The sequence below is a fragment of the Candidatus Saccharibacteria bacterium genome, from assembly GCA_016700015.1.
Classification (GTDB): Bacteria; Patescibacteriota; Saccharimonadia; order Saccharimonadales; family Saccharimonadaceae; genus Saccharimonas.
Genome location: CP064995.1, coordinates 22,961 through 45,133 on the forward strand (window position 1 = coordinate 22,961; position 22,173 = coordinate 45,133).

Sequence of the window (22,173 nt, forward strand, 5' to 3'; positions counted from 1 at the left end):
CTTACATAATCATTCGGTGGTGTTTATATAAATACGCAGCCTCGGGATGAAACATGACTAAAGTAGCACTGGCTTGACGGCGGATATCCTCACTAGTGATTTCATGCTTGTTGGCAAACCATTTCTCTACACTGCTGCATACCTGCTGAGCAATCTGCGTAGCCTGGCCTTCGGGACAACGCTCGCCAACGCAAGCAGCGAAGACACTTCGCCGTAATTTTTCCGGATCGAATAGCTCGCTTTTACGCCTGCCGCGCTTTACAACATCAACAACATGATGCATCATAGACCCCCGCGCAGTGCAACCGTTGTTGCCACGACCTCATTGACATAGATGAAGAATCCGAGGATAACTAGCGCGCTGCCCGCTGCGAACTGCAAGAATCGGCGGTTGGATTCACGCCATTTTTGGATACGACTCAGGCTGCGTCCGCTACCGATGAGTACGGCTACTATGACAATACCGAGCGAGGCAATCAAAGTATAGAGTCCCGCACCAGCCAGCTGCAGCGGCACGGGCAGGTAGACCAGAGTAAACGCAGTAGCCAGTGTAGGGCCGATGACAAATATGCCCTCGGCAATAACACTGACCAGCCCAAGGCTGAAGCTTTCGGCACTGTAGTGAGTGGCTTTTGCGCGCTCTGCCAAAAAACGTGCCATACCGCGAGGAATCCACAGCGATGTGCCCGCTCGTTCGCGCCGATAATAAAATGCCCATACAGCAACACCGAGGCCAATCATGAGCCCAGACACCATTGACCATGCAATGGGCGATACTGTGCTTTTGTTGAACTGACTAACAACGAAGGTGGTGAAGCTAACACTGAGAAGTGTCATGACTATTGTGCCGAAAAGAAAACTGCCGACAAGACGTAGCAGTCGTGAGGCTTTGTCCTTACGGCCGATAGCATGACTTGTTAGGAGCGTTACCATACTAACGCTAAGTTGGAAGCTGGCATGAATAAGCGCAGCGAGTGCGATGATGCCAAAAGCGGTTATGTAATCCATGTTTGTCTTGCTATCCTCTTCACTATGTATACCATAAGCATATCGGTAAAGTCAAAAAGGACAATGATTTTTTAAAAAGGTATTGCTTTTTTTGCAAGTTTGTGCTATATTAAATTCATAAGACAATAAAAACAAATAAAGGCAATATAAACGATATGACCACCACCGAAACCGAATTAGTCACTCTCAGCGACATCTTGGGTCTTGCAAGCTGGAATCGTCCTCGTAGTACCGTCGAACTTCGCTCCTTCGTAAACAACCACGACGATGCGCTCGATGTCGAAGATTTTAATCTCGACTAGTTTCACTGATTGAATTTTGTGAAAATTCTCCTAATTTTTGCTCTCAGTAGCACCGTATACTGAGCCATGTAAGCAAGAATAAAAGGAGATTTTTACTATGAATGAACAACGACAAACAACAGAAGTACGTGAAACCAATGTGCAAGATGGTGCAACCAGTGTCCAGCGTCAGACAGTTCATCAGAGTGCACGCGCTGACGGCAGGGTAGTTGCTAGCCGTGTTGTGTGGTATATCGTCGGCTTTATTCTAGTACTGCTTGGGCTAAGGGTGTTGCTATACCTACTTGGCGCCAACCAGGGTTCAGGTTTTGTTGACTTCATTTATGCCATCAGCAGTGTGTTTGCAGCACCATTTTATGGTATCTTTGCTCAGCCCGCTTATGGTAAGTCGGTGCTTGATAGTGCTAGTTTGGTCGCAATGGTCGTGTATGCCCTTGTGGGTTGGGGGGTTGCAAAACTATTCACACTGAATAGTACGCACGACGAATAAAAACCCCATATGCTCATTGGCCCTGTCACTAGTAGCTGTGGCAGGGCTTTTAGGATGTACCGTACCTAGTGTATACTAGGGTCAACAATAAGCGGGATGGTACAAGGCAATGGACGAGATGAACAATAAAAAAGATGATGAGTTTGCGGTGACGGTGCGCACCGATAAACCTACCGAAGATAAAACAGACGAACAAGTATTTGATGAAGTAGTGGAAGCAAATGATGAGCCCACACCTGCGCCAGAAGCTGTTAGCACTCAAGCAACACCCGAACCGGTTGCTGTCGAACGAGAAGTAACTGCGCATCCCACTGTAGCGGTGACAGCTCCGGCTAGTCATGTAGTGGCTGACGACCCTAAGCCTGCTCGCTCTAACTCGCCGGGTATGCTAGTGCTCCAATGGGTGACCTACGCTTTCTGGGGGTGGTTTGCACTTGCCATGCTATGGCTCATTGTATTGACATTTAGTTACTTTATTGCAGGTAATGATTCTCAGTCGTGGGGAGATGCCTTGGCGTATCCGCTCGCATCGGTAATCGTTATGCTTATCTTTGCAGTGGTGGCAGATTTATTCTACGCAAAGCATGAGCCTGAACAGAAGAGTGGTGGGAGTAGCGTGATCATGCTAATTCATGCAGTATTGTTTGTTCTGCTGACTGTGGGCTCATTGGTCGTAGCGGTATTTTCACTCATTAATATGTCGATCAACAGTGGTCCAACATCAGGTGCCGATGGCCCGACTGTTGCCCTACTAAGCTCACTTTCAATGCTATTGCTCTATAGTTTGGCATCCGCTCGTGTACTCTTCGGTGGCCGAAAGACAATACTTCGAACAGTTCTTTTAGGAGTATCCACGGCAATGGCAATAGGATTTACTCTCGCGTGTATTATTGGTCCAGCGACTCGCGCTAATGTGACAAAAGATGATCGATTGATTGAATCGGGACTAAGCTACCTTGCCCAAGATATCCAAAGCTATACCCGCGAAAACGATAAATTACCAGCCACCTTGAGCGACGTAAAGTCAACATCGAACTATACGAAAGACAAGGTACAGGCACTGATTAGCAAAAAGTTAGTTGAATACAAGCCAAATAGCAAACCAGCCACGACGGATGGTGGCGGTGTCTACTACTCGGATGACCGGACGACTACAGGAACGAGCACTAAGTTGCCGTCGGGACAAACATTCTATTTCCAGCTGTGTGTCGACTATAAGGCCGAAAAAAACCCTGATTACTACTACTACAAAACCAATAGTATCGATGGGTCAGAAGGTGACTATAGTAGTTATATCGACGTGTCATCACACAAAAAAGGTAATGTTTGTTACGACGTGTCGGCAACTGGCAAATACCCTGATTACGGTGGCGTGAAGCCACTGTAGCCAATACGAAAAATACTCACACAAAAGGTGAGTATTTTTCGTGGTAGCAGCGACAGGGAACGATCCTGTGACCTTAGGCTTATGAGTCCTACGCTCTAACCAACTGAGCTACGCTGCCTTATATAACCGAACAGGTGCGCGAAGAGTCTCGCTTCGTTTTGGTAATCTGCAGTTGGTTAGAGCGCTGACGCTACTCTATCTCGCTCAAGGCTGTCCAACTGAGCTATGCTGCCATAAACTCAGGCAATTATAGCAGAGGTCGGGGAGAATTGCCAGGGGGTGGGGACGAGCGTCTATTAGTGTGGAGCGTGAGTCCTATCGATAGATATTTTTACAACATCTACACTGATCAATGGAAGATGTTTATGTTTCTAACAGAGTAATATGTTGTGTTATTTACTTTCCCCTTTCTCTTTTTTATAGCTAGACTTGAGTTGAAAGGAGAACGATATGGTTCACACGCGAGGAAAGACGCAGGAATTAGTACCTGATATCCAAGAGCTAAAGAATGAGCTCGAATGGCATCGACTGGAGGAGATTAAACGTAACCGTGAACAGATCCAGCAACAAATTGCGGAGCTCGCTGCCCGAATGGAACAGCTTGAGGCTGAGCTACGAGACCCATCGAGTATAGCTAACTCACCGCGTCAGCACCGCTATGTGCTCGATGATCGCGGAAATGAACTAGCACGTGCATACGAGTTGCAGAAAAAAAGTGAACTACTCGCAGCCCTCGGTAGTCTGGGAATAGACTGTGGTGAATATATTACGGTAGAGTACGAAGTAACACGTGGATTTGATATAGAATATACAACGCTGCGCCGTAACCGGATTACGAGGGGTGTGGGTGTGTATGCATGTGATTTTTCTTCAAGCCCAGCTACTATGCCGTACATCGGTGTCGGAGTAACTCGCTCACGCATAGTGATTGGTGATGATTTGGCAGCGCCGGTTGTTTTCGAGAGTCCTAGTACACAGCCAAAGCCAAAAAGCTACTCTCTGGTGCGACCAGACATTATGACTACCCTTGAAGCGCTTCGGCATAGTGAATGTGTTGCGAAGGCCGAAGCATGTATGAGTATGGTGCCGCCTGCATCTATCTCGGTACACACATCGAGCTACGCGGAGCATCGGTGCCTCGATCTCGATATGGGTGCAGAGACAGTGGGGCTTGCAATGCAGTATGAGGTAGAGAGCGGAGTTGCTGGAGTGAGACCATCTAAAGTTATGCTGTACCGCACAAGACCTGGCTATAAAAGGCGTAGCTATACAATCGACGTTCGTGAATTGCGGTCGACTGGTTTTGGCGACGAGGGTATCGAATTTGCCGAGGACATTCTCGCGAAGATTACTCAGCCGCAGGAAGCGCAGTAGTATATAGTAAAGACATGTATTTCATCACAGGCAACGCAGGCAAGTTTCGGGAAGCGAGTGCCTTTATCGACGGGCTGCAGCAGCTCGATATCGATCTCACAGAGCCACAGTCACTCGATCCGCGGGAGGTAATTGAATTTAAACTACTTGAAGCGCGCAAACATCACACTGGCGGGTTTATTGTCGAAGACAGGTCGCTCTACCTCGACGGGCTCAATGGTTTTCCCGGTCCACTTATCAAATGGATGCTTAAAAGTGTCGGGCAGCAAGGCATTTACAACCTGTGCCGCGATATCCGCAACATGAGAGCGCATGCCAAAACGGTCATCGGTTATTCTGACGCCACCGGACATATTAAATATTTTGAGGGAGACATTGGCGGGGATATTGTGTTGCCCGCGGGTGAGTATGGTTTTGGTTGGGACCAGATATTTAAACCTGATGGTTTTGAAGAAACGTTTGGCGAAATGGGGCAGGAGTTCAAGGGCAAATTTAGTATGCGGAGTCTCGCGTTTAAGCAGCTGCGAGAGTACCTTGATGGTAACATATTGCAAAAGCTTAAAAACACTTTACAATGAAAGTACATTTACATAAAGGGAGATGAATATGGAACAACTGCATAAGCTTGAAACAATGATAGCAGGATGGATGAAAGACCTCCCGCACCTACCAAGAAATTTCACAAAATGGCTCGCCGAAAACGCATGGTGGCTGGTAATTATTGGTGTAGCGCTCGGTGTGCTCGCGCTAATGACGACACTTAGTGCGATGACGGTTGGTTCTGCGGTTCTCGGTGCACTGGGGGCTCCAGTGCTGGGTGGTGCATTCCTGATTAGCTCAGTAGTATCCCTAGTTGGTGCGGGAATCTCGGTGGTGGTTGAGGCTATGGCTATATCGCCTCTCAAAACAATGCAGAAAAAGGGCTGGGACTTGTTGTTTCTATCAACTCTTGTAAGCTTTGCTGGTGCGGTGGTATCGTCGCTGGTGAGTGTGAATATCATTGGCGTTGTATGGGCAGCACTTGCAGCTGCAATTAGCTTTTACATACTACTTGAAGTCAAGAGCTATTTTGGTGCGAAGGCTAAGCTTGCCGAAAAATCTGCTGAGTAGATAACAGTAGAGATAAAATGAGGCGCGCTCCTTGTGGTAAGGTGCGCGCCAAGTCGTTAGTTGTAGAGCGACACCGCGACCTGGCGAAATCCAGCCAGCAACTGGGCCTGGAATCGGTGGCGGCCATCGCGGACCGTGTAGAACGTGCCGCAATCCTCGACGACGATGGGCGGGAAGGTATCTCCCCGGTCGTAGTCGCTCAGGTAGCGGGCAATCTTGGCCTGCGACAGCTTGCGCAGCTTTTTCGGGTTGACCCGAACCAGCTGGACGTCAACATAACGGATCTCGCCATCGGGGCGAGCATGAACATCGTACATGAGGGGCTCCTATCACTAGGCTAACCTCATGTGATCACCTCCTCGCGGTGGATGGTAAATAATATTATACAACTATGTTCTATATATTACAAATACAGATTCAACTAATCTGCCGTCTCTAAGGCAAGGAGCGCGGCGACTCGCTCCGCAAGAAGCCGGTATCTCCGGCGTGTATTTTCGTTTTCTAGTACGTACTCTCGCGTATCACCGTCGACAGGTGCTGGCTCAAATTGCTGGTCGACGGGGTATTGATCGCGCGAGATATCAATGACGGTACCGTCCCCAAGTATGTTGCGATAATGCGTTTCGCGGGTGCCGTGAAATTCTGTTGCGAGGCGGTCGAGTGTGCCGCCAAGGTAATCCTGTACTACCAGCGAAGTCGGTACGCACTGTCCGCGTGCAGGAGTGAGGCCCGCGTCCCATTCATCGGGGCTACTGGTGGTATCTTTCGACCAGCTCTTACGAACGATATGGGTGAGTGTGTCGGGTGAAAATGACATAGGTTGCCTCCTTTCCACCCAGTTAGCTATAGCTAGTATAGCAGGGGATTTGCTATAATAATACGTACTTCCAGGTGATACTCACTGTTCGCCAGCTGGCGGATAAGCGTCCCTCGCCATAGGATCATCAGTTGTCTACGGACGAATCGCTAGAAACGGGCGAGGGGACGGGCAACACATTTCAACCAACGTTTCTCTGACAACCTAATCGGAGATAATTTGAAATGAACGATGAATCGGTACTACCTGTGTTCTATATTGAAACGCCACGCACTTCGGGGCGGCTGGAAAAAATCGATGTATTGCTCGAAAAGCGTATGCGCGAGTTTTTGCTCATGAGGCGCCAAAAGGTCTGGCGCAAAGCGACGGACTAGCATGGATAGCGAAATCATGCTTGATGAGCGGGTACAGGTAGTAGCAGTATTTAGTACTGGGCTGCATCCGTGCCAGCCGGTACGATTTCGGCGCAGCAGCGGCAGGGAAGTGACGATTACCGAGATTGGCCTGTGTCACCCTACAGTACACGGCCGACGAACCGTCCATGTGTTCGATGTGACGGATGGCGGTGCTGACTACCGACTGGTGTTTGATACTGAGCGGCTGACGTGGACGCTTGTTATGGAGGCGGATCATGGCAATTAATCCTTTCTTTTCTTTATTCTTGAAAAGAAACAAAAGAAACGACATCCTTTTGTGCGACAAAAGGATGCAAAAACATGGGGGTAGGCTTCGGTCCGCGGTGAGTTTCGCGCTCAAAGTATCCGGTTGCCTGCGGAACTCGCGCCAACAGACGCCACTGTTGGGCTCAAACAGTCCTCGGCAAGCCGTATACTTTTCCCACTCTACTCCCGGGGCCTGCAGATTACCCCCATACCCCCAGCCATATGTGCGGCTTTGCCGCAATCATATCATGAACCATGCGGTGCATGGTTCATGTGGGTCCAGGGAGCCAGCTGGCCCAAGAATGAAATCAGCAAGCTCATGGAATCATTCACGAAACTTTGTCCGCAACCAACAATATCGACATTGTTGCGGACCGATCCCTTCAGGGTCGTTGTTTCGTGACTATGAGCTTGCCGATTTCATACATGGCGCCAGGCGGATATCCTTGGTCGTGTTTGCTTCTTTGCTCGAAACAAAGAAGAGTTTTGCTCCTTTTGCTTCAAAAGGAGTCGTTTTTTGCTTCTTTAGCGAAATAAAAAGAAGGAGATTTTTGTGTTGATAAAACACAATTATAATCCAAATCGGCCGCTGGTGATGCATATCGACCTCAATAGCTGTTTTGCCACAGTCGAGCAGCAGGCCAGGCCGCTTCTGCGCGGTCGTCCAGTAGCGATCGTCAACCGCCGCACCGAGCATACCATGATTGTCACCTGTAGCTACGAGGCTAAGGCTATGGGTGTCAAGCTTGGCATGCGCCTGCGTGATGCTAAGAAGCTGTGTCCCGACCTGATCGGGCTCGAGAGCGATCCGCCCAAGTATCGGTACGTGTATCACAAGATGATGGCTATCATGCGTGATTACAGCCCAAGCTTTACGATGAAGAGTATCGATGAGGGGGTGATTGACTTTGCCCAGGCACCGGCCAGTATGCGTGACCGCGATATGGTAGAAATTGCCAAAGAGATCAAGGGTCGTCTGCTAGGCGAAATCGGTTGCTGGATGCGCTGCAACATTGGTATCGCACCAAACCGCTTCTTGGCTAAAACTGCTGCTGGGCTGAACAAACCTGACGGCCTGACAGTGATTAGTCACGAGAATTTGCGCGAAGTACTAGGTAAGATGGAGCTGCAAGATCTCACGGGCATCGCCGCGCGCAATGAACATCGACTCAATATGGTGGGGATTTATACGCCACTGCAGTTTATTGATGCCGACCCGCAAATTCTACAAAAAGTGGTATTTAAGAGCATCTGTGGTTTGCAGTGGCATCAGCGTTTGCGGGGGTGGGAAGTTGACGATGTGAGTTATGACCTGAAAACTTGTGGGCGGCAGTACGTGCTTGAGAGCCGAGATCTGACGAAACAACAGGTGGCGCAGCGATTGCATCATTTGGTCGAATCGGTGGGTGCCAAGCTGCGGAGTCAGGGTAAATGCGCGCGGGGTGTTGGCGTGTATGTACGGTTTTATGGTGCTGAAGGACTGGCTGAGACAAACGGACGATGGGGAAGAAAGGGAAGCTATTGGCACGGCAAATACCTCGCTCCCCTGCCCTTTTACTCTGATACAGCGATTTGGGCGATTGCCAGCCAACTGTTTCGTCATGCTCCGCCTGGCAGTATGCGCGAAATCGGTATTCATGTGTACCATTTACACGATGACTCTGGCGACCAGCTAAGTTTATTTGGCGATGAGCTCGCGAAAGAACAGCACGTCGTATGGGCGATTGATGAGATTAATGCTCGCTACGGTGAACGCACCATTCACAGTGCCGACACATTGGGAACTGGCCATTTCGTGAAACAAAAAATCCCCTTTGGCAGTACCCGCTATTTATAGCCAGATGCTATGATAGGACTATGAAGAAAAGTCTTATGATTGTACTCCTAGCTATAGTAGCCGGAGTGGCAATATGGATGGTGTGGGCCAATCGGCCTAAAGCCAGTCTTGTACAAACGATGAAACTAGCCGACGGTGCGCTGCTACTAGACGTACGCACAAGCGAAGAATACCAAGAAAAGCATGGTGAAAATGCACTTAATATTCCGCTCGCAGCTATCGGGCAAGGTGTTATGCCGCAGGTCGCTAAAGATGCACCCATATACGTGTATTGTCGTAGCGGTAATCGTTCCGCAGAAGCCAGTGAGTTACTGCGAAAAGCCGGCTTTAAAAATGTAACAGACATTGGTGCCTACGAAAACCTAGCGCGCTATGGAATCAACAATGCAAAAATGGTTGCACCGAACCGGGGCCAACTAAAAGCTCCTTAAGAAACTTTAAGTACTCACTAAGTGCGCCTTAAGTATAAGGCGATAGTATGACACATAAGACAATACAGTCTTAGAAGGAGTACAAAGTATGAAAAAACAACTCATTACCCTCGGCGCCATAGCTGCCATTGGCACAGCAGGACTTGTTGGCGTGGCATCGGCAAGCGCTGAATCGGGGAGTAAAACTACCAGCCCAATGAATAGCCTCGTGAAGGCTATTGCCGGCAAATTTAGTCTTAAAGAAGCAGATGTACAAGCGGTTGTTGACGCTAACCATACAGCTATGGAGCAGCAGCGTGAAGCTGACGTAAAAAATGAAATTGCACAGCTAGTGAAAGATGGCAAGCTAACACAGGCTCAAGCCGATGCCGTAAATGCTAAGCGCAGTGAGCTCGAAAAGCAGCGTGAGGCAAATCGTAGCAGTGACCAGAATCTCACCGAAGCAGAGCGTAAGACCAAAATGAACGAACATAAAACCGCACTCGACCAATGGATGAAAGACAATGGTATCGATGGCCAGTATATTCGTTTGCTCATGGGCGGTCGTGGTCACGGGCATGGTGGTCACGGCGATGGCCCACACGCTGCAGCAGGCGTTGCTCAGTAAAGTTCCCACTTCTTTCCTCATACCGCTCATTCCCAGAGCGGTATGTTTTATAATGAAAAGTATGAAATATCTTGTGGCAGTAAGCGGTGGGGTGGACAGCGTGGTACTGCTCGACATGCTAGCTCGTCGCGCGGCACAAGAACCATCGATGAAGTTGATAGTTGCCCATGTTGACCACGGTATTCGCGACGACAGCGCGGCTGACGCGCAGTTTGTGGCTGAACTCGCCAAGCGCTATCACCTACCGTTTATCAGCAAACGCTTTGAACTTGGACCCTCCGCGAGCGAAGATCGGGCGAGGCAGGTGCGCTATGAGTTTTTATTTGAACAGGCGTCTTTGTTTGATGCTAAGGTTGTGACGGCGCATCATCAGGGTGATGTGGTCGAGACCATCGCAATCAATTTGGCGCGCGGTACGGGCTGGCGAGGCTTGGCAGTACTCAATCGGCCGGGAATGTGGCGCCCGCTACTTGCTTTGTCAAAATCTAAACTCTACGACTATGCACTCGTTCATCGACTCGAATGGGTTGAAGATAGTACAAATGCCTCTGATCGCTATCAGCGCAATCGACTGCGCCAATCGATGAACACGCAGCTCGGCGCTAGTAACCGCATTCAATTAGCTGAACTGCGACTGCGCCAACTGCAGCTTGGTAAGGCAATTGAGCACGAAACCGAAAGATTACTAGCGGCCCATTCCGGTTCACGACACTTTCTGACCCAAGTCGATGCCACAGTTGCGCTTGAACTCCTTGGCAGCGATATTAAGCAGCAAACCGGCCTGCGCCCAACTCGGCCACAGCTCGTCGGAGCGCTTCACGCTGTGAAAACTGCCGCCTCTCGAACAACCCATCAAGTGGGGAGCGGTATCGAGTTAACATTCAGTGCTCGAAAATACATCGTTCAAGTAGTATAATTATAGAGATAGATTACTAGAAAGCTGTTTGAAACCAGAAAGGTATACTGATTCATGGTAAAACGACCCTCAGGAAAAGTAAGTAACACACTACGACTGACGTTATTTTGGGCAGTACTTTTGCTCTCTACTCTTGGGGTATGGGCGATCGCCATGCCGCACCAAACGCTTAAGGACGTGCCAGTGTCACAAGTCATTCAAGACGTTAACGCGGGCAAGGTCGACAAGATTCAAGGCACCGGTGATGAGCTGATGATCACGAAAAAGGGCGAGAGCAAACCTACCGAAAAGTCCTACATCAAGGGCGGTGTTACTGCGATGCTCAAAGACGATTTGGTGGACAAAAGCAAGTTTACGTATAGCGACGCTGCACCGTCTGACACTGGTAATACCATATGGAATCTAGCTTCTATCATTGTGCCAGTATTGCTGATTGCTGGGTTCTTTATGTTTATGATGCGCCAGGCACAAGGGCAGAATAACCAGGCGATGAGTTTTGGCAAGAGCAAGGCCAAGCTTTATGGACTCGACAAAGAACGGGTGACATTTGAAGATGTGGCCGGAAATGACAATGCTAAGCAGGACCTTGAAGAAGTTGTCGATTTCTTAAAACATCCGAAAAAATATGAATCACTTGGCGCTAAAATTCCTAAAGGCGTATTGCTCGTCGGCAACCCTGGTACTGGTAAGACAATGCTTGCCCGTGCTGTCGCCGGTGAAGCTAATGTGCCGTTTTTCAGTATCTCAGGTAGCGAATTTGTAGAGATGTTTGTTGGTGTTGGTGCAAGCCGCGTGCGCGATTTGTTCACAAAGGCTAAAAAGAACGCACCGGCTATTATATTTATCGACGAGATTGATGCTGTCGGCCGCAAGCGTGGTAGTGGGATGGGTGGTGGTCATGATGAACGTGAACAAACGCTCAACCAGATTTTAGTAGAGATGGACGGATTTGAAACCGGCACCAATGTTATTGTGTTGGCAGCAACCAATCGCGCTGACGTGCTCGACCCCGCCCTTCTGCGACCCGGCCGCTTTGACCGTCATGTCACGATTACACTGCCCGAGCGTAAAGATCGTGAAGCAATTTTAAAAGTGCATTTTAAGAACAAGCCAACCGACAACACAGTTGACCTCGACAAGCTAGCAGCAAAAACTGCCGGCAGCAGTGGTGCAGACCTTGCCAATATCGCCAATGAGGCGGCGATCATCGCCGCTCGTCGCAACGCCAAAAATATCACTGGCAAAGACCTCACCGAAGCATTTGAGAAAGTCGCCATTGGTCCAGAGCGTAAAGCAAAAGTGATGAACGAAAGAGAAAAAGAGATGACCGCCTACCATGAAGCCGGTCATGCCATTGTTGGCCATGTGCTTCCAGACAGCGATCCAGTACATAAGGTGACGATTATTCCGCGCGGTGCTACGGGTGGCGTGACCTGGTTCTTGCCGCCTGAAGATAAAAATTACACCAATGTCTATGAGTTCAAAGACATTCTGGCGCGGGCTATGGGTGGTCGTATTGCTGAAAAGATTATTTATGGTGCAGACGGCATAACGACTGGGGCCGGAAGTGATCTACGTAAAGCCACCGAAATCGCTCGTGATATGATCATTGAACAGGGCATGGGTAGCAAACTGCGTGACCAAGTATTTCACGAAGATGCCGGTGGCATGGTATTCGAAAAGATTACTCATGAGCGACCCTATAGTGATGCAACTGCCCAAGAGATCGATAATGAAGTCGAAGCCCTCATAAAAGAAGCTGCAAAACGTGCGGAGTTGGTGCTGACTAAAAATCGCGACACACTCGAGCGCCTGAAAAACGCATTGCTTGAAGCCGAAACACTGGAAGAAGAGGAGGCGGCCAAACTGATGATCGATACCGTCTTGCCTGAGGGTGCAAAACTTCACGGGGCAAAAGCCTAGGGCACGTATGGCGGAAAACCGCGTACGATCAGTCGTCGCTAAGGCAAACCAGAAGCTATCCATTCAGTGGGCGGCTTTGCTGTTATCGGCTAGTACACTGATTTCGTCACTGCTTGGTATCTACCGTGACCGTTTACTTAATGGACTTTACCTCGACAGCTATCCAGTCGGGATCGATGCCTATACTGTCGCATTCACCATACCTGACTTTATGTTTTTCATTTTGGTATCGGGTGCACTCAGTGTGACGTTTATCCCAGTGTTCAATCAGCGGCTCGGTACAGGAAATCGCAAATCAGCCTGGGAGCTTAGTTCGAGTCTGATCAATTTTATGGCACTTGTAACTTTAATTGCGAGTATATTGATCATTATTTTTGCCGAACCACTTGTTCGATATGTAGTTGGACCAGGACTCGACGAAAGTGGTCGTGGCTTAGCGGTCAGTATGATGCGTATTATTGCTGTCAACCCATTCTTGTTCGCAGTGGCGACGGTGATTGCAAGTATGCAGCAGGCTGTTGGGCGGTTTACATTTTATGCACTCGCGCCAACGATCTATAACATAGGTATCATTATCGGTGCCCAGTTCTTCACTGAGGGCATTAACATGTTTGGCTGGCAGGTATTTGACGGCGGTATTATGGGTGTCGCACTGGGAGTAGTATTAGGATCAGTTATGCAGCTAGTTGTTAGCTCGATTGGGTTGATAGGGCTTGGGTTTGACTATGAGATGAAAATCAAATGGAAAAACCAAGGTTTCCGACAAGTATTACGGCTACTGCCGGCACGTTCACTGGATCAGGGGATTGATTATGTGAATGGATTGGTAGAAACAAACCTCGCTTCCCATATGGCAGATGGTACCATTCGTGCCTACCAGCAAGCGCTTTCGCTGAGTCTTATGCCGGTGAGTTTAATCGGAGTAGCAATCAGTAATGCCGCCTTTCCGCGCATGACTGAGCGACTAGGGCAGGGGCGACCCGATCTCTTTCGTCGTGAGCTACTATCGATACTACGCTGGATTGTTTGGCTAACGCTGCCCGTTGTTACCATAACTTTCTTTGCGCGCGGATTTATTGTCAGTTTCATTAAGAATGGAGGCAATGCACTTATTGCGGGATTGCTTGGAGCACTCGTATTGTCCATACTGTTTCGCACGATATATCATATTGCGGCGCGCGCATTTTATGCTCAGCAAGACACGCGCACCCCACTATACGTGTCAATTTTCTCCATCGCTCTTAATATTGGACTTGCTGTCACCTTCACGAGCGTACTCGGCTGGGGAGTAAACGGGTTAGCATGGGCACAGTCACTGGTGGCATTGGTGGAAGTTCTGATTTTGTGTAGTATATTAGCCGTACGGATCCCTAAGTTATTTCACCGGAAGTTTTGGCACGCGATTATGCGCATGATAGCAGCAAGCGCACTGATGGCGCTTATCACATATGGTAGCGTGCTACTGTTCCAGCTACAGAGCAGCGATATGACATTCTTCTCGACATTTCCAAAGTTCGGTGTGATCGTTGCCGTCAGTTTCGCGACGTATGTAGGATTGTCGAAGCTCTTTCACCTCACTGAGGCCGATCCGGTGATTCGGCGCGTAAATGCACTACTATTCGGGAAGAAATAATATGAGTGAGTTCATCAGAAATTTTTGTATTATTGCTCATATCGACCACGGTAAAAGTACGCTCGCCGATAGGATGATGGAAATTACGCACACGGTAGAAAAACGCGACATGAAAAGTCAATTGCTTGATAGCATGGAACTAGAGCGCGAAAAGGGAATTACCATTAAGCTCGCGCCGGTACGTATGCAGTGGCAGGGTTACGACCTCAACCTGATTGACACGCCGGGGCATGTGGACTTCAGCTACGAAGTGTCACGCAGCCTGCAGGCATGCGAGGGTGCAGTGCTGGTAGTTGATGCGAGTCAAGGTATTCAAGCGCAGACATTAGCTAATGTATACTTGGCACTTGAGCAAGATCTTGTCATCATTCCGGTGCTCAATAAAGTTGATTTACCGGCTGCCGATGTAGAGCGAGTGAGTAAGGAAGTGATTAATCTGCTTGGTTGCCACCAAGACGATATCATTAAAATTTCGGCCAAGACCGGCCAGGGAGTCGAAGCGGTGCTTGCGGCGATTGTCGAACAAGTTACCCCGCCTAAAGGTGATACATCGGCACCAACGAGAGCACTGATTTTTGACAGTTACTACGACGACTACCGCGGGGTCATACTGTATGTTCGTGTCGTGGATGGTGCGATTAAAAAAGGCCAGCGCATTGATATGTTGGCAACAGGTGCGCACGGCATCGCGCTGGAAGTCGGGCACCTTAGCCCCAGTATGCAGCCCGATCCTGAGATTGCGACAGGCGAGATTGGTTATATCGTGACTAACCTCAAAACAACGCGCGATGCGCGAGTTGGTGATACAGTGATGATTAAATCAGTCGCCGCCGTCCATACAACCATTGTAGCACTGCCCGGCTATAAGCATGTGCAGCCGTTTGTGTATGCTGGGTTCTTCCCTGTCAGCAACGAGGATTACAATGAGCTTAAAGAAGCAATCGAAAAGTTAGCACTGAGTGATAGTGCGCTTCAGTTCGAACCAGAGAATTCACCAGTGTTAGGGTTTGGGGTGCGGATTGGGTTTTTGGGCCTACTCCATATGGACATTGTGCGCGAGCGACTGGAGCGTGAATATAATCTCGACTTAGTCGTGACTAACCCAAGTACCGACTACCAAGTAACGATGACAAACGGCGAAGAGTTAGACATCAAAAGCGCTTCGAGCCTACCTGATCGCGCTCAGATTGCCGAAATTCGCGAGCCGTGGATTCGCGGCGAAATTGTGGTACCGCAGGAGTATGTCGGTGCGGTCATCCAGCTGATTGTTGGCAAACGAGGGCGGCAGAAAAACCTTAGTTATATTGATGAGCGGGCACTCGTGAGCTTTGAAGCGCCACTGGCAAATTTGCTGACTGACTTCTACGATCAGCTCAAAAGTGTTACCAGTGGCTACGGTAGCTTTAACTATGAACTCGATGATTATCGCGCTGAAGATCTAGTGCGTGTCGACTTTTATGTTGGTGGCGAGATGGTTGATGCGCTCAGTGTGATGTGCCACCGCAGTGAGTCGATGGCACTGGGTCGTGAGGTCACTACAAAACTCAAGGAAGTGGTGCCGCGCCAGAGCTTTGAAGTGGCGCTGCAGGCAGCCATTGGCGGCAAATTTATCGCCCGTGAAACCATTGGCGCCTACCGTAAAGACGTGACGGGCTATCTGTATGGCGGTGACGTTAGCCGCAAGAAGAAACTCCTCGCGAAGCAGGCAAAAGGCAAAAAACGCATGAAAAGGTTTGGCAAAGTCGACATACCTTCAGAGGCCTTTACCGTTATGCTCAAACGTGACTAATACGCGCGCCCAAACCGTTTCATTGTCGTGAGAGATCACGACACTTCAGGGGGAGGAGCGTTGTTTGTGAATTGACTTCACGAACAAGTGGAGGGGCCCCGTCCCTCCCACAGAGGTTGCGATTTGGCAAAGTCGACATCCCCAGCGAAGCCTTTACGGTCATGCTAAAGCGCGACTAGTATATACTGGTTACATGGAAGTCCAGCTTGAAAAGAAAGAAGAGTTCAAAAAAGCACTGGCGTGCTATAGTCCATCGCAAGATGCACGTGACACACTTGCCACAATGCCGCTTGTCATACTACTGAGTGTGACCGGTGGTGGACGTAACACAATCATTAATGAACTAGTGAAGACTGGCCGCTACCACTATATTGTTTCTGATACGACGCGACCTGCGAAGGTACGAAACGGCAAGCTTGAGCAAGATGGCGTTGTGTACCATTTTCGCACTGAAGATGAGGTACTGGCGGATATTAAACAAGGGCTATACCTTGAAGCCGAGCTTATTCACGATCAGCAGGTGAGCGGTACAAGTGTTCGTGAGTTAAAACGTGCTCATGATAGTGGTAAGGTGCCAATCAATGAAGTTGATATTGGCGGCACCGATGCAATTGCGGATGTTAAACCTGACACCCTATTTCTTTTTATCGTGCCACCGAGTTATACCGAGTGGATGCGGCGACTAAAATCCCGTGAAGATATGAGCGAGGAAGAACTGGAGAAGCGTCTCACAACCGCAGTGCGCATGTTACACACTGTACTTAGCAGTAAGCGGTTTGTATTTGTAGTCAACGATAGACTATCTGAGGTGGTAAAAACAGTAGACGATTACATCTTGGGTGAGCGGCATGACCTGCATGACGCCACCGCCAAAGCTGTTGCTTTGCGACTGTATCATCAAATTCTTGAACACTACCCTCATTTGGCGGCTACAGACTAGCACTCTACTTGCAGGAGTGCTAAGTTTTTGCTATACTAGGCATATGATAACCGAACGCCAGCGTGCGATTTTGGGTGCGATTATCGAGCAATACGCCGAAATCGCCGTACCGGTAGGCAGTGTGACACTGGCCAAGCTTTTTGGTGTTAGTAGCGCGACGATTCGTAGCGAGATGGCAAGGCTTGAAGAGGTTGGACTTATTACTGCGCCCCACACTAGTGCTGGCCGTGTGCCGACTGACAAGGGCTATCGACTATATGTCAACGGCATCACAGACGCGCAAATGACGGAACTGCCAAGCGGTATGGATCGCAGCGCGAGGGCGATTGAAGCGCATGTCAATGCACAGAGCTCTCATGCTGATCGAGCTATACGTAGCGCAGTCGATAGCCTAGTAGAATTGACCGGTAACCTAGGGTTTGCAACAATCGGTGCGCAGCTCTATATGAACGGTATGGGTAACTTGTTTAGCCAGCCAGAATTTACCGAAGGACGGCACGTACAAGCGGTAGCTCGACTGCTCGACAATATCGAGCCTTGGCTACGCGAGGCTGCTCCGAACCAGCCGCTCAACGTGTTTATTGGTAGCGAAAACCCAATTGGTAAAAGTAGTGGCGCCACGCTCATTATCAGTAAATTTCGCTCACCTTACAGCGACAAAAGCTATATTGGCGTGATTGGACCTACTAGGCAAAATTACGCTCGCACGATGACACTCGTCAAACGAACAGGTGCGATGTTAGAGGATGTGTTGTAGAGAGGAGTTGAAAATGAGTGTAAAAAAGACTAAACAAGACGAACATATAGCCGAATTAACCGCTGATCTTCAGCGACTTCGAGCCGACTTCGAGAATTACCGTAAGCGAGTAGATCAGGAAAAAGCTTCCGCGCAGAGCACGGGTGAAGCACGAATGATTATAAAACTATTACCTATTGTTGATACGATCGAACGGGCAATCAGCCACACCCCGGCTGAACTTGCCGACAACCCCTGGGTACAAGGGATTGCCGCGTTGACCAAAAGTCTTGATACGGCACTCGGTGGCATGAATGTATTACGGATAGATGCTAGGCCGGGTACTGTTTTTGATCCCGATGTCCATCACGCAGTACAGTTCGACGAGGATGCAGAAGGTGATGTAGAAGTGATTGCTGAAGAACTTCAGGCTGGCTATATACTAAATGGTTCGCCGGTGCGTGAAGCAATGGTGAAAGTAACGCGCAAGTAACCCACATTATCCACATAACAACCTGAAATAACGCAATTTTCTGCTCACTACCTCTATAAAAAAACATACTAGCACTCTTGACACGAGAGTGCTAGTTCGTCTAAAATGGAGATATTGGCAGTCAATGCGAGAGACTGCCAGGACTTTGATCCAACTTTATAACGTAAATGAAAGGAATACTTATATGGGAAAAATTATTGGAATTGATCTTGGAACAACAAACTCAGCGTTTGCTTACCTTGTAGCCGGCAAGCCAGAAGTTATCGCCAATGCTGAGGGTAATCGCACCACGCCGAGTGTGGTCGCTGTCAACAAGGGTGGCGAGCGGCTTGTGGGTCAGGTGGCGCAGCGTCAGCGCGTGACTAACGCTAAAAATACCATCTATGGTATTAAGCGTCTAATCGGTCGCAAGTTTGACGATAAAGAAGTCCAAAAAGATATCGATATCATGCCGTTTGAAATTGTAAAGCATCAGAGCGGTGTTGGTGTAAAGATGGCAGGCAAAGAGTATACTCCTGAAGAAGTTTCGGCGATGATCCTCAGCAAGATCAAAGCTGATGCTGAGGCCTTTTTGGGTGAGAAAGTCACCGAAGCGGTCATTACTGTTCCAGCTTACTTTGACGACAGTCAGCGCCAGGCTACTAAAGATGCAGGTAAGATTGCTGGGCTTGAGGTAAAGCGTATTATTAATGAACCGACGGCTGCTGCACTTGCCTACGGACTAGAAAAAGGCAAAGAAGAAAAGATCGTCGTCTTTGACTTGGGTGGTGGTACCTTTGATGTTTCGATTCTTGAGCTAGGCGACGGTGTGTTTGAAGTCAAGAGTACTAACGGTGATACCCATCTTGGCGGTGAGGACTTTGACAATACAATCGTCAACTACTTTATTGACGAATTTAAAAAATCAGACGGCATTGACCTCAAAAAAGACAATGCTGCCATGCAGCGTTTGAAGGATGAAGCCGAAAAAGCTAAAAAAGAGCTCTCAACCGTCACTGAGTACGAAGTGAACATTCCATTTATCACAGCCGATGCTGATGGGCCAAAGCACTTTGAGTTGAAGCTTAGCCGCGCCAAGCTCGAGGAGCTAGTCGCACCGCTGCTTGATCGCCTGGATGGGCCAGTTGAAAAGGCCCTCAAAGACGCCAAGCTCAGCAAAAGCGATATCAATGAAGTGGTGATGGTTGGTGGTATGACCCGCATGCCAGCTGTAGTTGAACGTGTTAAGAAACTCTTTGGCAAAGACCCTATGCAGGGTGTAAACCCAGACGAAGTGGTGGCAATTGGTGCCGCAATTCAGGGTGGCGTGCTGGCGGGTGATGTGAAAGATGTACTGCTGCTTGATGTGACGCCGCTGTCGCTTGGTATTGAAACCATGGGAGGTGTGTCAACTAAGCTGATTGAACGTAATACCACCATCCCAACCAGCAAAAGTGAGACCTTTAGCACGGCGAGTGATAACCAACCGCAGGTAGAAATTCACGTACTCCAAGGTGAGCGCGAGTTCGCAACTGACAACAAATCGCTTGGTCGTTTTGTACTCGACGGTATCGCTCCAGCTCCACGCGGCGTGCCACAAATCGAAGTAACCTTCAACCTTGACGCCAATGGTATCTTGAACGTCACCGCCAAAGATAAAGGTACTGGCAAGGAGCAGTCAATTACCATCCAAAACTCAGGCAACATGAGCAAAGAAGATATCGAAAAGGCGCAAAAAGAAGCTGAGATGCATGCCGATGAGGACAAGAAAAAGCGTGAAGCGGTAGATTTAAAGAATCAGCTCGAAAATGCCATCTACCAGGCGAAAAAGATGCCCGATGAATATAAAGACAAGATTAGTGATGACGACAAGAAGACTATCGAGGAAGCGGTTGCCGAAGCTGAAAAGCATAAAGAGGCTACCGATAAAGACGAGCTTGAAACTGCCATCAAGTCGCTCAATGACGCCATCATGCCGATCGGTGCCAAGATGTATCAACAGGCTGCCGAAGAGCAAAAATCTGGAGATGCCGTAGGCGGTGACGATAAGAAGAAGTCAAAGAAAGATGACGAGGCCGTCGAAGGCGAAGTCATCGACGAAAAGTAATCTAAAAGTGCCGTGCGAGCGGCACTTTTATCGAGATAGGAGCGGATAGGGTGTGGGGACAAATTAATACGGCTGTTGACGCAGTGAAAAATGGCTTGGATGCCCAAATTGCACTGGCAACGGCGGAGCAAAAAGAGCAGCTAGCTGATGCAAAAATTGCGCTCGCTGACATCAAGATAGCTATAGCTAAGCTAAAAGAAGAAAATGCCGCGCTAAAAAAGCGAAATGATTTAGCGAACAAAATTACGTCGAGCAGTAAGTGCTACTCGATGGATATCGGCAACGGGCAAAAGCGTGCGATATGTACGAAATGCTGGGAGGACGACGGAAAGGCAATATCGCTTAATAACTTAGGAAACGGAGCAGAATGTCCTAAATGCAAGAACTGGTATGAGATAGATGAAAATCAGTTCGAAAACCTAAAGGATTAGCGAGAGGGAGTAAGGCCTAACTATAAAGTGTTACTTTGCATGATCCGATTTCATGCGTGGTGATCACCGGGAAGAGTCAAGAACAACGCTGCCCATACCATACCAGGGTCGCTGCGGTAAAACGGCGCATAGTACCAGCTGCCGTCGCTGTTGACCAGCTCTGGGTAGTTGCCGTGGCGCTCGATAAGAGCGGCAAAGTTGTCGTACTGTTGCTGATACTCGGGCCGATCGTAGCGCTTAAGGAGATGCAGGTAAAAGGTTGCGTGCCAAGTCCAGATAGTTGTGCCGGTATAATTTGGCATCGCACGGTTGCCCATGCCAAAGCGAAACTTCCACACATGCGGTTGGTTGGTATAGCGTAGCGGCGCAAGTCGGTTGAGTTTTTGCGCGGTAATGTAGTTAAAGGTACGCGCGGCCTTTTCTGCATCGTCAATGACGCCAAGGAAAAAGGGCATCAGGGCACACTCCGAACTATAGGCACCATTCCATGTATCAGCATTGAAATAGTCACCGTTCCAGTACTGTCCGAGCAGCTCATCGCGGTAGCGCTCGGGTGGGAAAGGGAAACCATCGAGTTTCAAAAGTTCCACACACTTCGCCATACGACCAACCAGTGCAATCGCATAGGCGCTGCGGTCATATACGACGGCATCGCGCATTTCAGCAAAATGCACGTCGCGGATAAACCCAGAGCGTGGGTCGAGAAACATTTTGATGTAGCGTCGAAGTTGACGCTCGAGAAAGCTATGCTCGGCGTGATTAAGCGGATAGTTACTGACGACGACACTATGCAGTAGCCATGGCAAGGCATCGATGCTCCGTGTCGCGGGTGCATTGAATGTATTGCCGGCGGAGTCGATACATAGTGTCACCGCACCGGAGCGGCGATAGTAGCGCAGTGCCCAGCGCAGCGTATGGTGAACTTTGTCGCGATGGCCAAGTCGGGTTAATGATTCTGCCACGGTGCCAAAGTCACGCATCCAAAAGAAATCGAAATGGCCAAGGCTCGTGCGGTAAAAATCACCTTCCCAAAGTTTATTCAACACTTGACGACACACCTGAGATGCATCGCCTTCAAACCGTTCAATCGTCCCAAAATAGCGGTTGAAAACTTGCCGGTACAGCGCGCGCAGCGAACCGAGTACAGCCCCAACGGCATGAAAAAAATGTTCCATTGATTACCAGTATAGCGGTTACGATA

25 protein-coding genes and 1 tRNA gene are annotated in these 22,173 nt (G+C 49.0%); 20 read left to right on the top strand and 6 right to left on the bottom strand.

Annotated elements, in window-relative coordinates; genetic code table 11:
* Position 1: 1 nt before the first annotated feature.
* Both IPM09_00150 and IPM09_00155 read right to left on the bottom strand, forming a co-directional pair.
* Entirely contained in the window at positions 2 to 286 is a 285-nt protein-coding gene (locus IPM09_00150; protein QQS21958.1) for a hypothetical protein, read from the bottom strand.
* Positions 283 to 1,008, bottom strand: coding sequence for a hypothetical protein (locus IPM09_00155; protein ID QQS21959.1), 726 nt, complete (start codon positions 1,006 to 1,008; stop codon positions 283 to 285). Before IPM09_00155 ends, IPM09_00150 begins: the two co-directional genes overlap by 4 nt.
* Positions 1,009 to 1,163: 155 nt before the next feature.
* Here IPM09_00155 and IPM09_00160 point away from each other — a divergent pair, with 155 nt between their 5' ends.
* The 3 genes from IPM09_00160 to IPM09_00170 all read left to right on the top strand — a co-directional run bounded on the left by IPM09_00160 (position 1,164) and on the right by IPM09_00170 (position 3,187).
* Positions 1,164 to 1,310, top strand: a complete 147-nt coding sequence (locus IPM09_00160; protein ID QQS21960.1) for a hypothetical protein — start codon at positions 1,164 to 1,166, stop codon at positions 1,308 to 1,310.
* A gap of 97 nt (positions 1,311 to 1,407) precedes the next feature.
* Positions 1,408 to 1,800, top strand: a complete 393-nt coding sequence (locus IPM09_00165) for a YggT family protein (protein ID QQS21961.1) — start codon at positions 1,408 to 1,410, stop codon at positions 1,798 to 1,800.
* 118 nt (positions 1,801 to 1,918) lie between these two features.
* Complete coding sequence (locus IPM09_00170) at positions 1,919 to 3,187, top strand: hypothetical protein (GenBank protein QQS21962.1); 1,269 nt, start codon at positions 1,919 to 1,921, stop codon at positions 3,185 to 3,187.
* 41 nt (positions 3,188 to 3,228) lie between these two features.
* On the opposite strand, the gene IPM09_00175 is transcribed toward IPM09_00170, so the two are convergent.
* Positions 3,229 to 3,305, bottom strand: a tRNA-Met gene (locus IPM09_00175).
* 332 nt (positions 3,306 to 3,637) lie between these two features.
* Here IPM09_00175 and IPM09_00180 point away from each other — a divergent pair.
* Genes IPM09_00180 through IPM09_00190 form a run of 3 tightly spaced genes read left to right on the top strand, consistent with a single transcriptional unit; the run spans position 3,638 to position 5,671 of the window.
* Positions 3,638 to 4,561 carry a hypothetical protein gene (locus tag IPM09_00180; GenBank protein ID QQS21963.1) on the top strand — a complete coding sequence of 308 codons (924 nt, stop codon included), beginning with the start codon at positions 3,638 to 3,640 and terminating at the stop codon, positions 4,559 to 4,561.
* 14 nt (positions 4,562 to 4,575) lie between these two features.
* The gene (locus IPM09_00185) at positions 4,576 to 5,139 is read left to right on the top strand and encodes a non-canonical purine NTP pyrophosphatase (protein ID QQS21964.1); all 564 of its coding nucleotides are present in this window, start codon (positions 4,576 to 4,578) and stop codon (positions 5,137 to 5,139) included.
* Positions 5,140 to 5,167: 28 nt separating this feature from the next.
* Positions 5,168 to 5,671 (top strand): hypothetical protein, encoded by a 504-nt coding sequence (locus tag IPM09_00190; protein ID QQS21965.1) that lies wholly within the window; start codon positions 5,168 to 5,170, stop codon positions 5,669 to 5,671.
* Between the two features lie 56 nt (positions 5,672 to 5,727).
* Here the strand turns inward: IPM09_00190 and IPM09_00195 are convergent, their stop codons facing one another.
* Together IPM09_00195 and IPM09_00200 are read right to left on the bottom strand one after the other, a co-directional pair.
* A complete protein-coding gene (locus IPM09_00195) occupies positions 5,728 to 5,988 on the bottom strand; it encodes a ParB N-terminal domain-containing protein (GenBank protein QQS21966.1) in 261 nt (86 codons plus the stop codon).
* Positions 5,989 to 6,092: 104 nt separating this feature from the next.
* Complete coding sequence (locus IPM09_00200) at positions 6,093 to 6,488, bottom strand: hypothetical protein (protein ID QQS21967.1); 396 nt, start codon at positions 6,486 to 6,488, stop codon at positions 6,093 to 6,095.
* A 224-nt stretch (positions 6,489 to 6,712) separates the two neighbouring features.
* Here IPM09_00200 and IPM09_00205 point away from each other — a divergent pair, with 224 nt between their 5' ends.
* From IPM09_00205 to IPM09_00270, 14 genes are all read left to right on the top strand, one after another.
* A complete protein-coding gene (locus IPM09_00205; GenBank protein ID QQS21968.1) occupies positions 6,713 to 6,862 on the top strand; it encodes a hypothetical protein in 150 nt (49 codons plus the stop codon).
* A gap of 1 nt (position 6,863) precedes the next feature.
* Positions 6,864 to 7,130, top strand: coding sequence for a hypothetical protein (locus tag IPM09_00210; GenBank protein QQS21969.1), 267 nt, complete (start codon positions 6,864 to 6,866; stop codon positions 7,128 to 7,130).
* Between the two features lie 576 nt (positions 7,131 to 7,706).
* Positions 7,707 to 8,987, top strand: a complete 1,281-nt coding sequence (locus IPM09_00215) for a hypothetical protein (protein QQS21970.1) — start codon at positions 7,707 to 7,709, stop codon at positions 8,985 to 8,987.
* A 20-nt stretch (positions 8,988 to 9,007) separates the two neighbouring features.
* Positions 9,008 to 9,418: a rhodanese-like domain-containing protein gene (locus IPM09_00220; protein ID QQS21971.1), complete on the top strand. Its 411-nt coding sequence runs from the start codon at positions 9,008 to 9,010 to the stop codon at positions 9,416 to 9,418.
* A gap of 88 nt (positions 9,419 to 9,506) precedes the next feature.
* Positions 9,507 to 10,025 (top strand): hypothetical protein, encoded by a 519-nt coding sequence (locus IPM09_00225; protein QQS21972.1) that lies wholly within the window; start codon positions 9,507 to 9,509, stop codon positions 10,023 to 10,025.
* A 61-nt stretch (positions 10,026 to 10,086) separates the two neighbouring features.
* Positions 10,087 to 10,941 (top strand): tRNA lysidine(34) synthetase TilS, encoded by an 855-nt coding sequence (gene tilS / locus IPM09_00230; GenBank protein QQS21973.1) that lies wholly within the window; start codon positions 10,087 to 10,089, stop codon positions 10,939 to 10,941.
* A 54-nt stretch (positions 10,942 to 10,995) separates the two neighbouring features.
* On the top strand, positions 10,996 to 12,864 hold the full coding sequence (gene ftsH, locus IPM09_00235) for an ATP-dependent zinc metalloprotease FtsH (protein ID QQS21974.1): 1,869 nt from the start codon (positions 10,996 to 10,998) through the stop codon (positions 12,862 to 12,864).
* Between the two features lie 7 nt (positions 12,865 to 12,871).
* A complete protein-coding gene (locus tag IPM09_00240; GenBank protein QQS21975.1) occupies positions 12,872 to 14,497 on the top strand; it encodes a polysaccharide biosynthesis protein in 1,626 nt (541 codons plus the stop codon).
* A 1-nt stretch (position 14,498) separates the two neighbouring features.
* A complete protein-coding gene (lepA, locus tag IPM09_00245; protein QQS21976.1) occupies positions 14,499 to 16,286 on the top strand; it encodes an elongation factor 4 in 1,788 nt (595 codons plus the stop codon).
* Between the two features lie 193 nt (positions 16,287 to 16,479).
* Positions 16,480 to 17,226: a guanylate kinase gene (locus IPM09_00250; GenBank protein QQS21977.1), complete on the top strand. Its 747-nt coding sequence runs from the start codon at positions 16,480 to 16,482 to the stop codon at positions 17,224 to 17,226.
* A 43-nt stretch (positions 17,227 to 17,269) separates the two neighbouring features.
* Complete coding sequence (locus IPM09_00255; GenBank protein ID QQS21978.1) at positions 17,270 to 17,983, top strand: transcriptional regulator; 714 nt, start codon at positions 17,270 to 17,272, stop codon at positions 17,981 to 17,983.
* A 13-nt stretch (positions 17,984 to 17,996) separates the two neighbouring features.
* Positions 17,997 to 18,455 (top strand): nucleotide exchange factor GrpE, encoded by a 459-nt coding sequence (locus IPM09_00260; GenBank protein QQS21979.1) that lies wholly within the window; start codon positions 17,997 to 17,999, stop codon positions 18,453 to 18,455.
* A 184-nt stretch (positions 18,456 to 18,639) separates the two neighbouring features.
* Positions 18,640 to 20,541, top strand: a complete 1,902-nt coding sequence (gene dnaK / locus IPM09_00265; GenBank protein ID QQS21980.1) for a molecular chaperone DnaK — start codon at positions 18,640 to 18,642, stop codon at positions 20,539 to 20,541.
* Between the two features lie 50 nt (positions 20,542 to 20,591).
* Entirely contained in the window at positions 20,592 to 20,972 is a 381-nt protein-coding gene (locus IPM09_00270; GenBank protein ID QQS21981.1) for a hypothetical protein, read from the top strand.
* A gap of 50 nt (positions 20,973 to 21,022) precedes the next feature.
* Here IPM09_00270 and IPM09_00275 read toward each other — a convergent pair whose 3' ends face one another.
* Positions 21,023 to 22,147 (bottom strand): hypothetical protein, encoded by a 1,125-nt coding sequence (locus tag IPM09_00275; protein QQS21982.1) that lies wholly within the window; start codon positions 22,145 to 22,147, stop codon positions 21,023 to 21,025.
* Positions 22,148 to 22,173 lie beyond the last annotated feature (26 nt).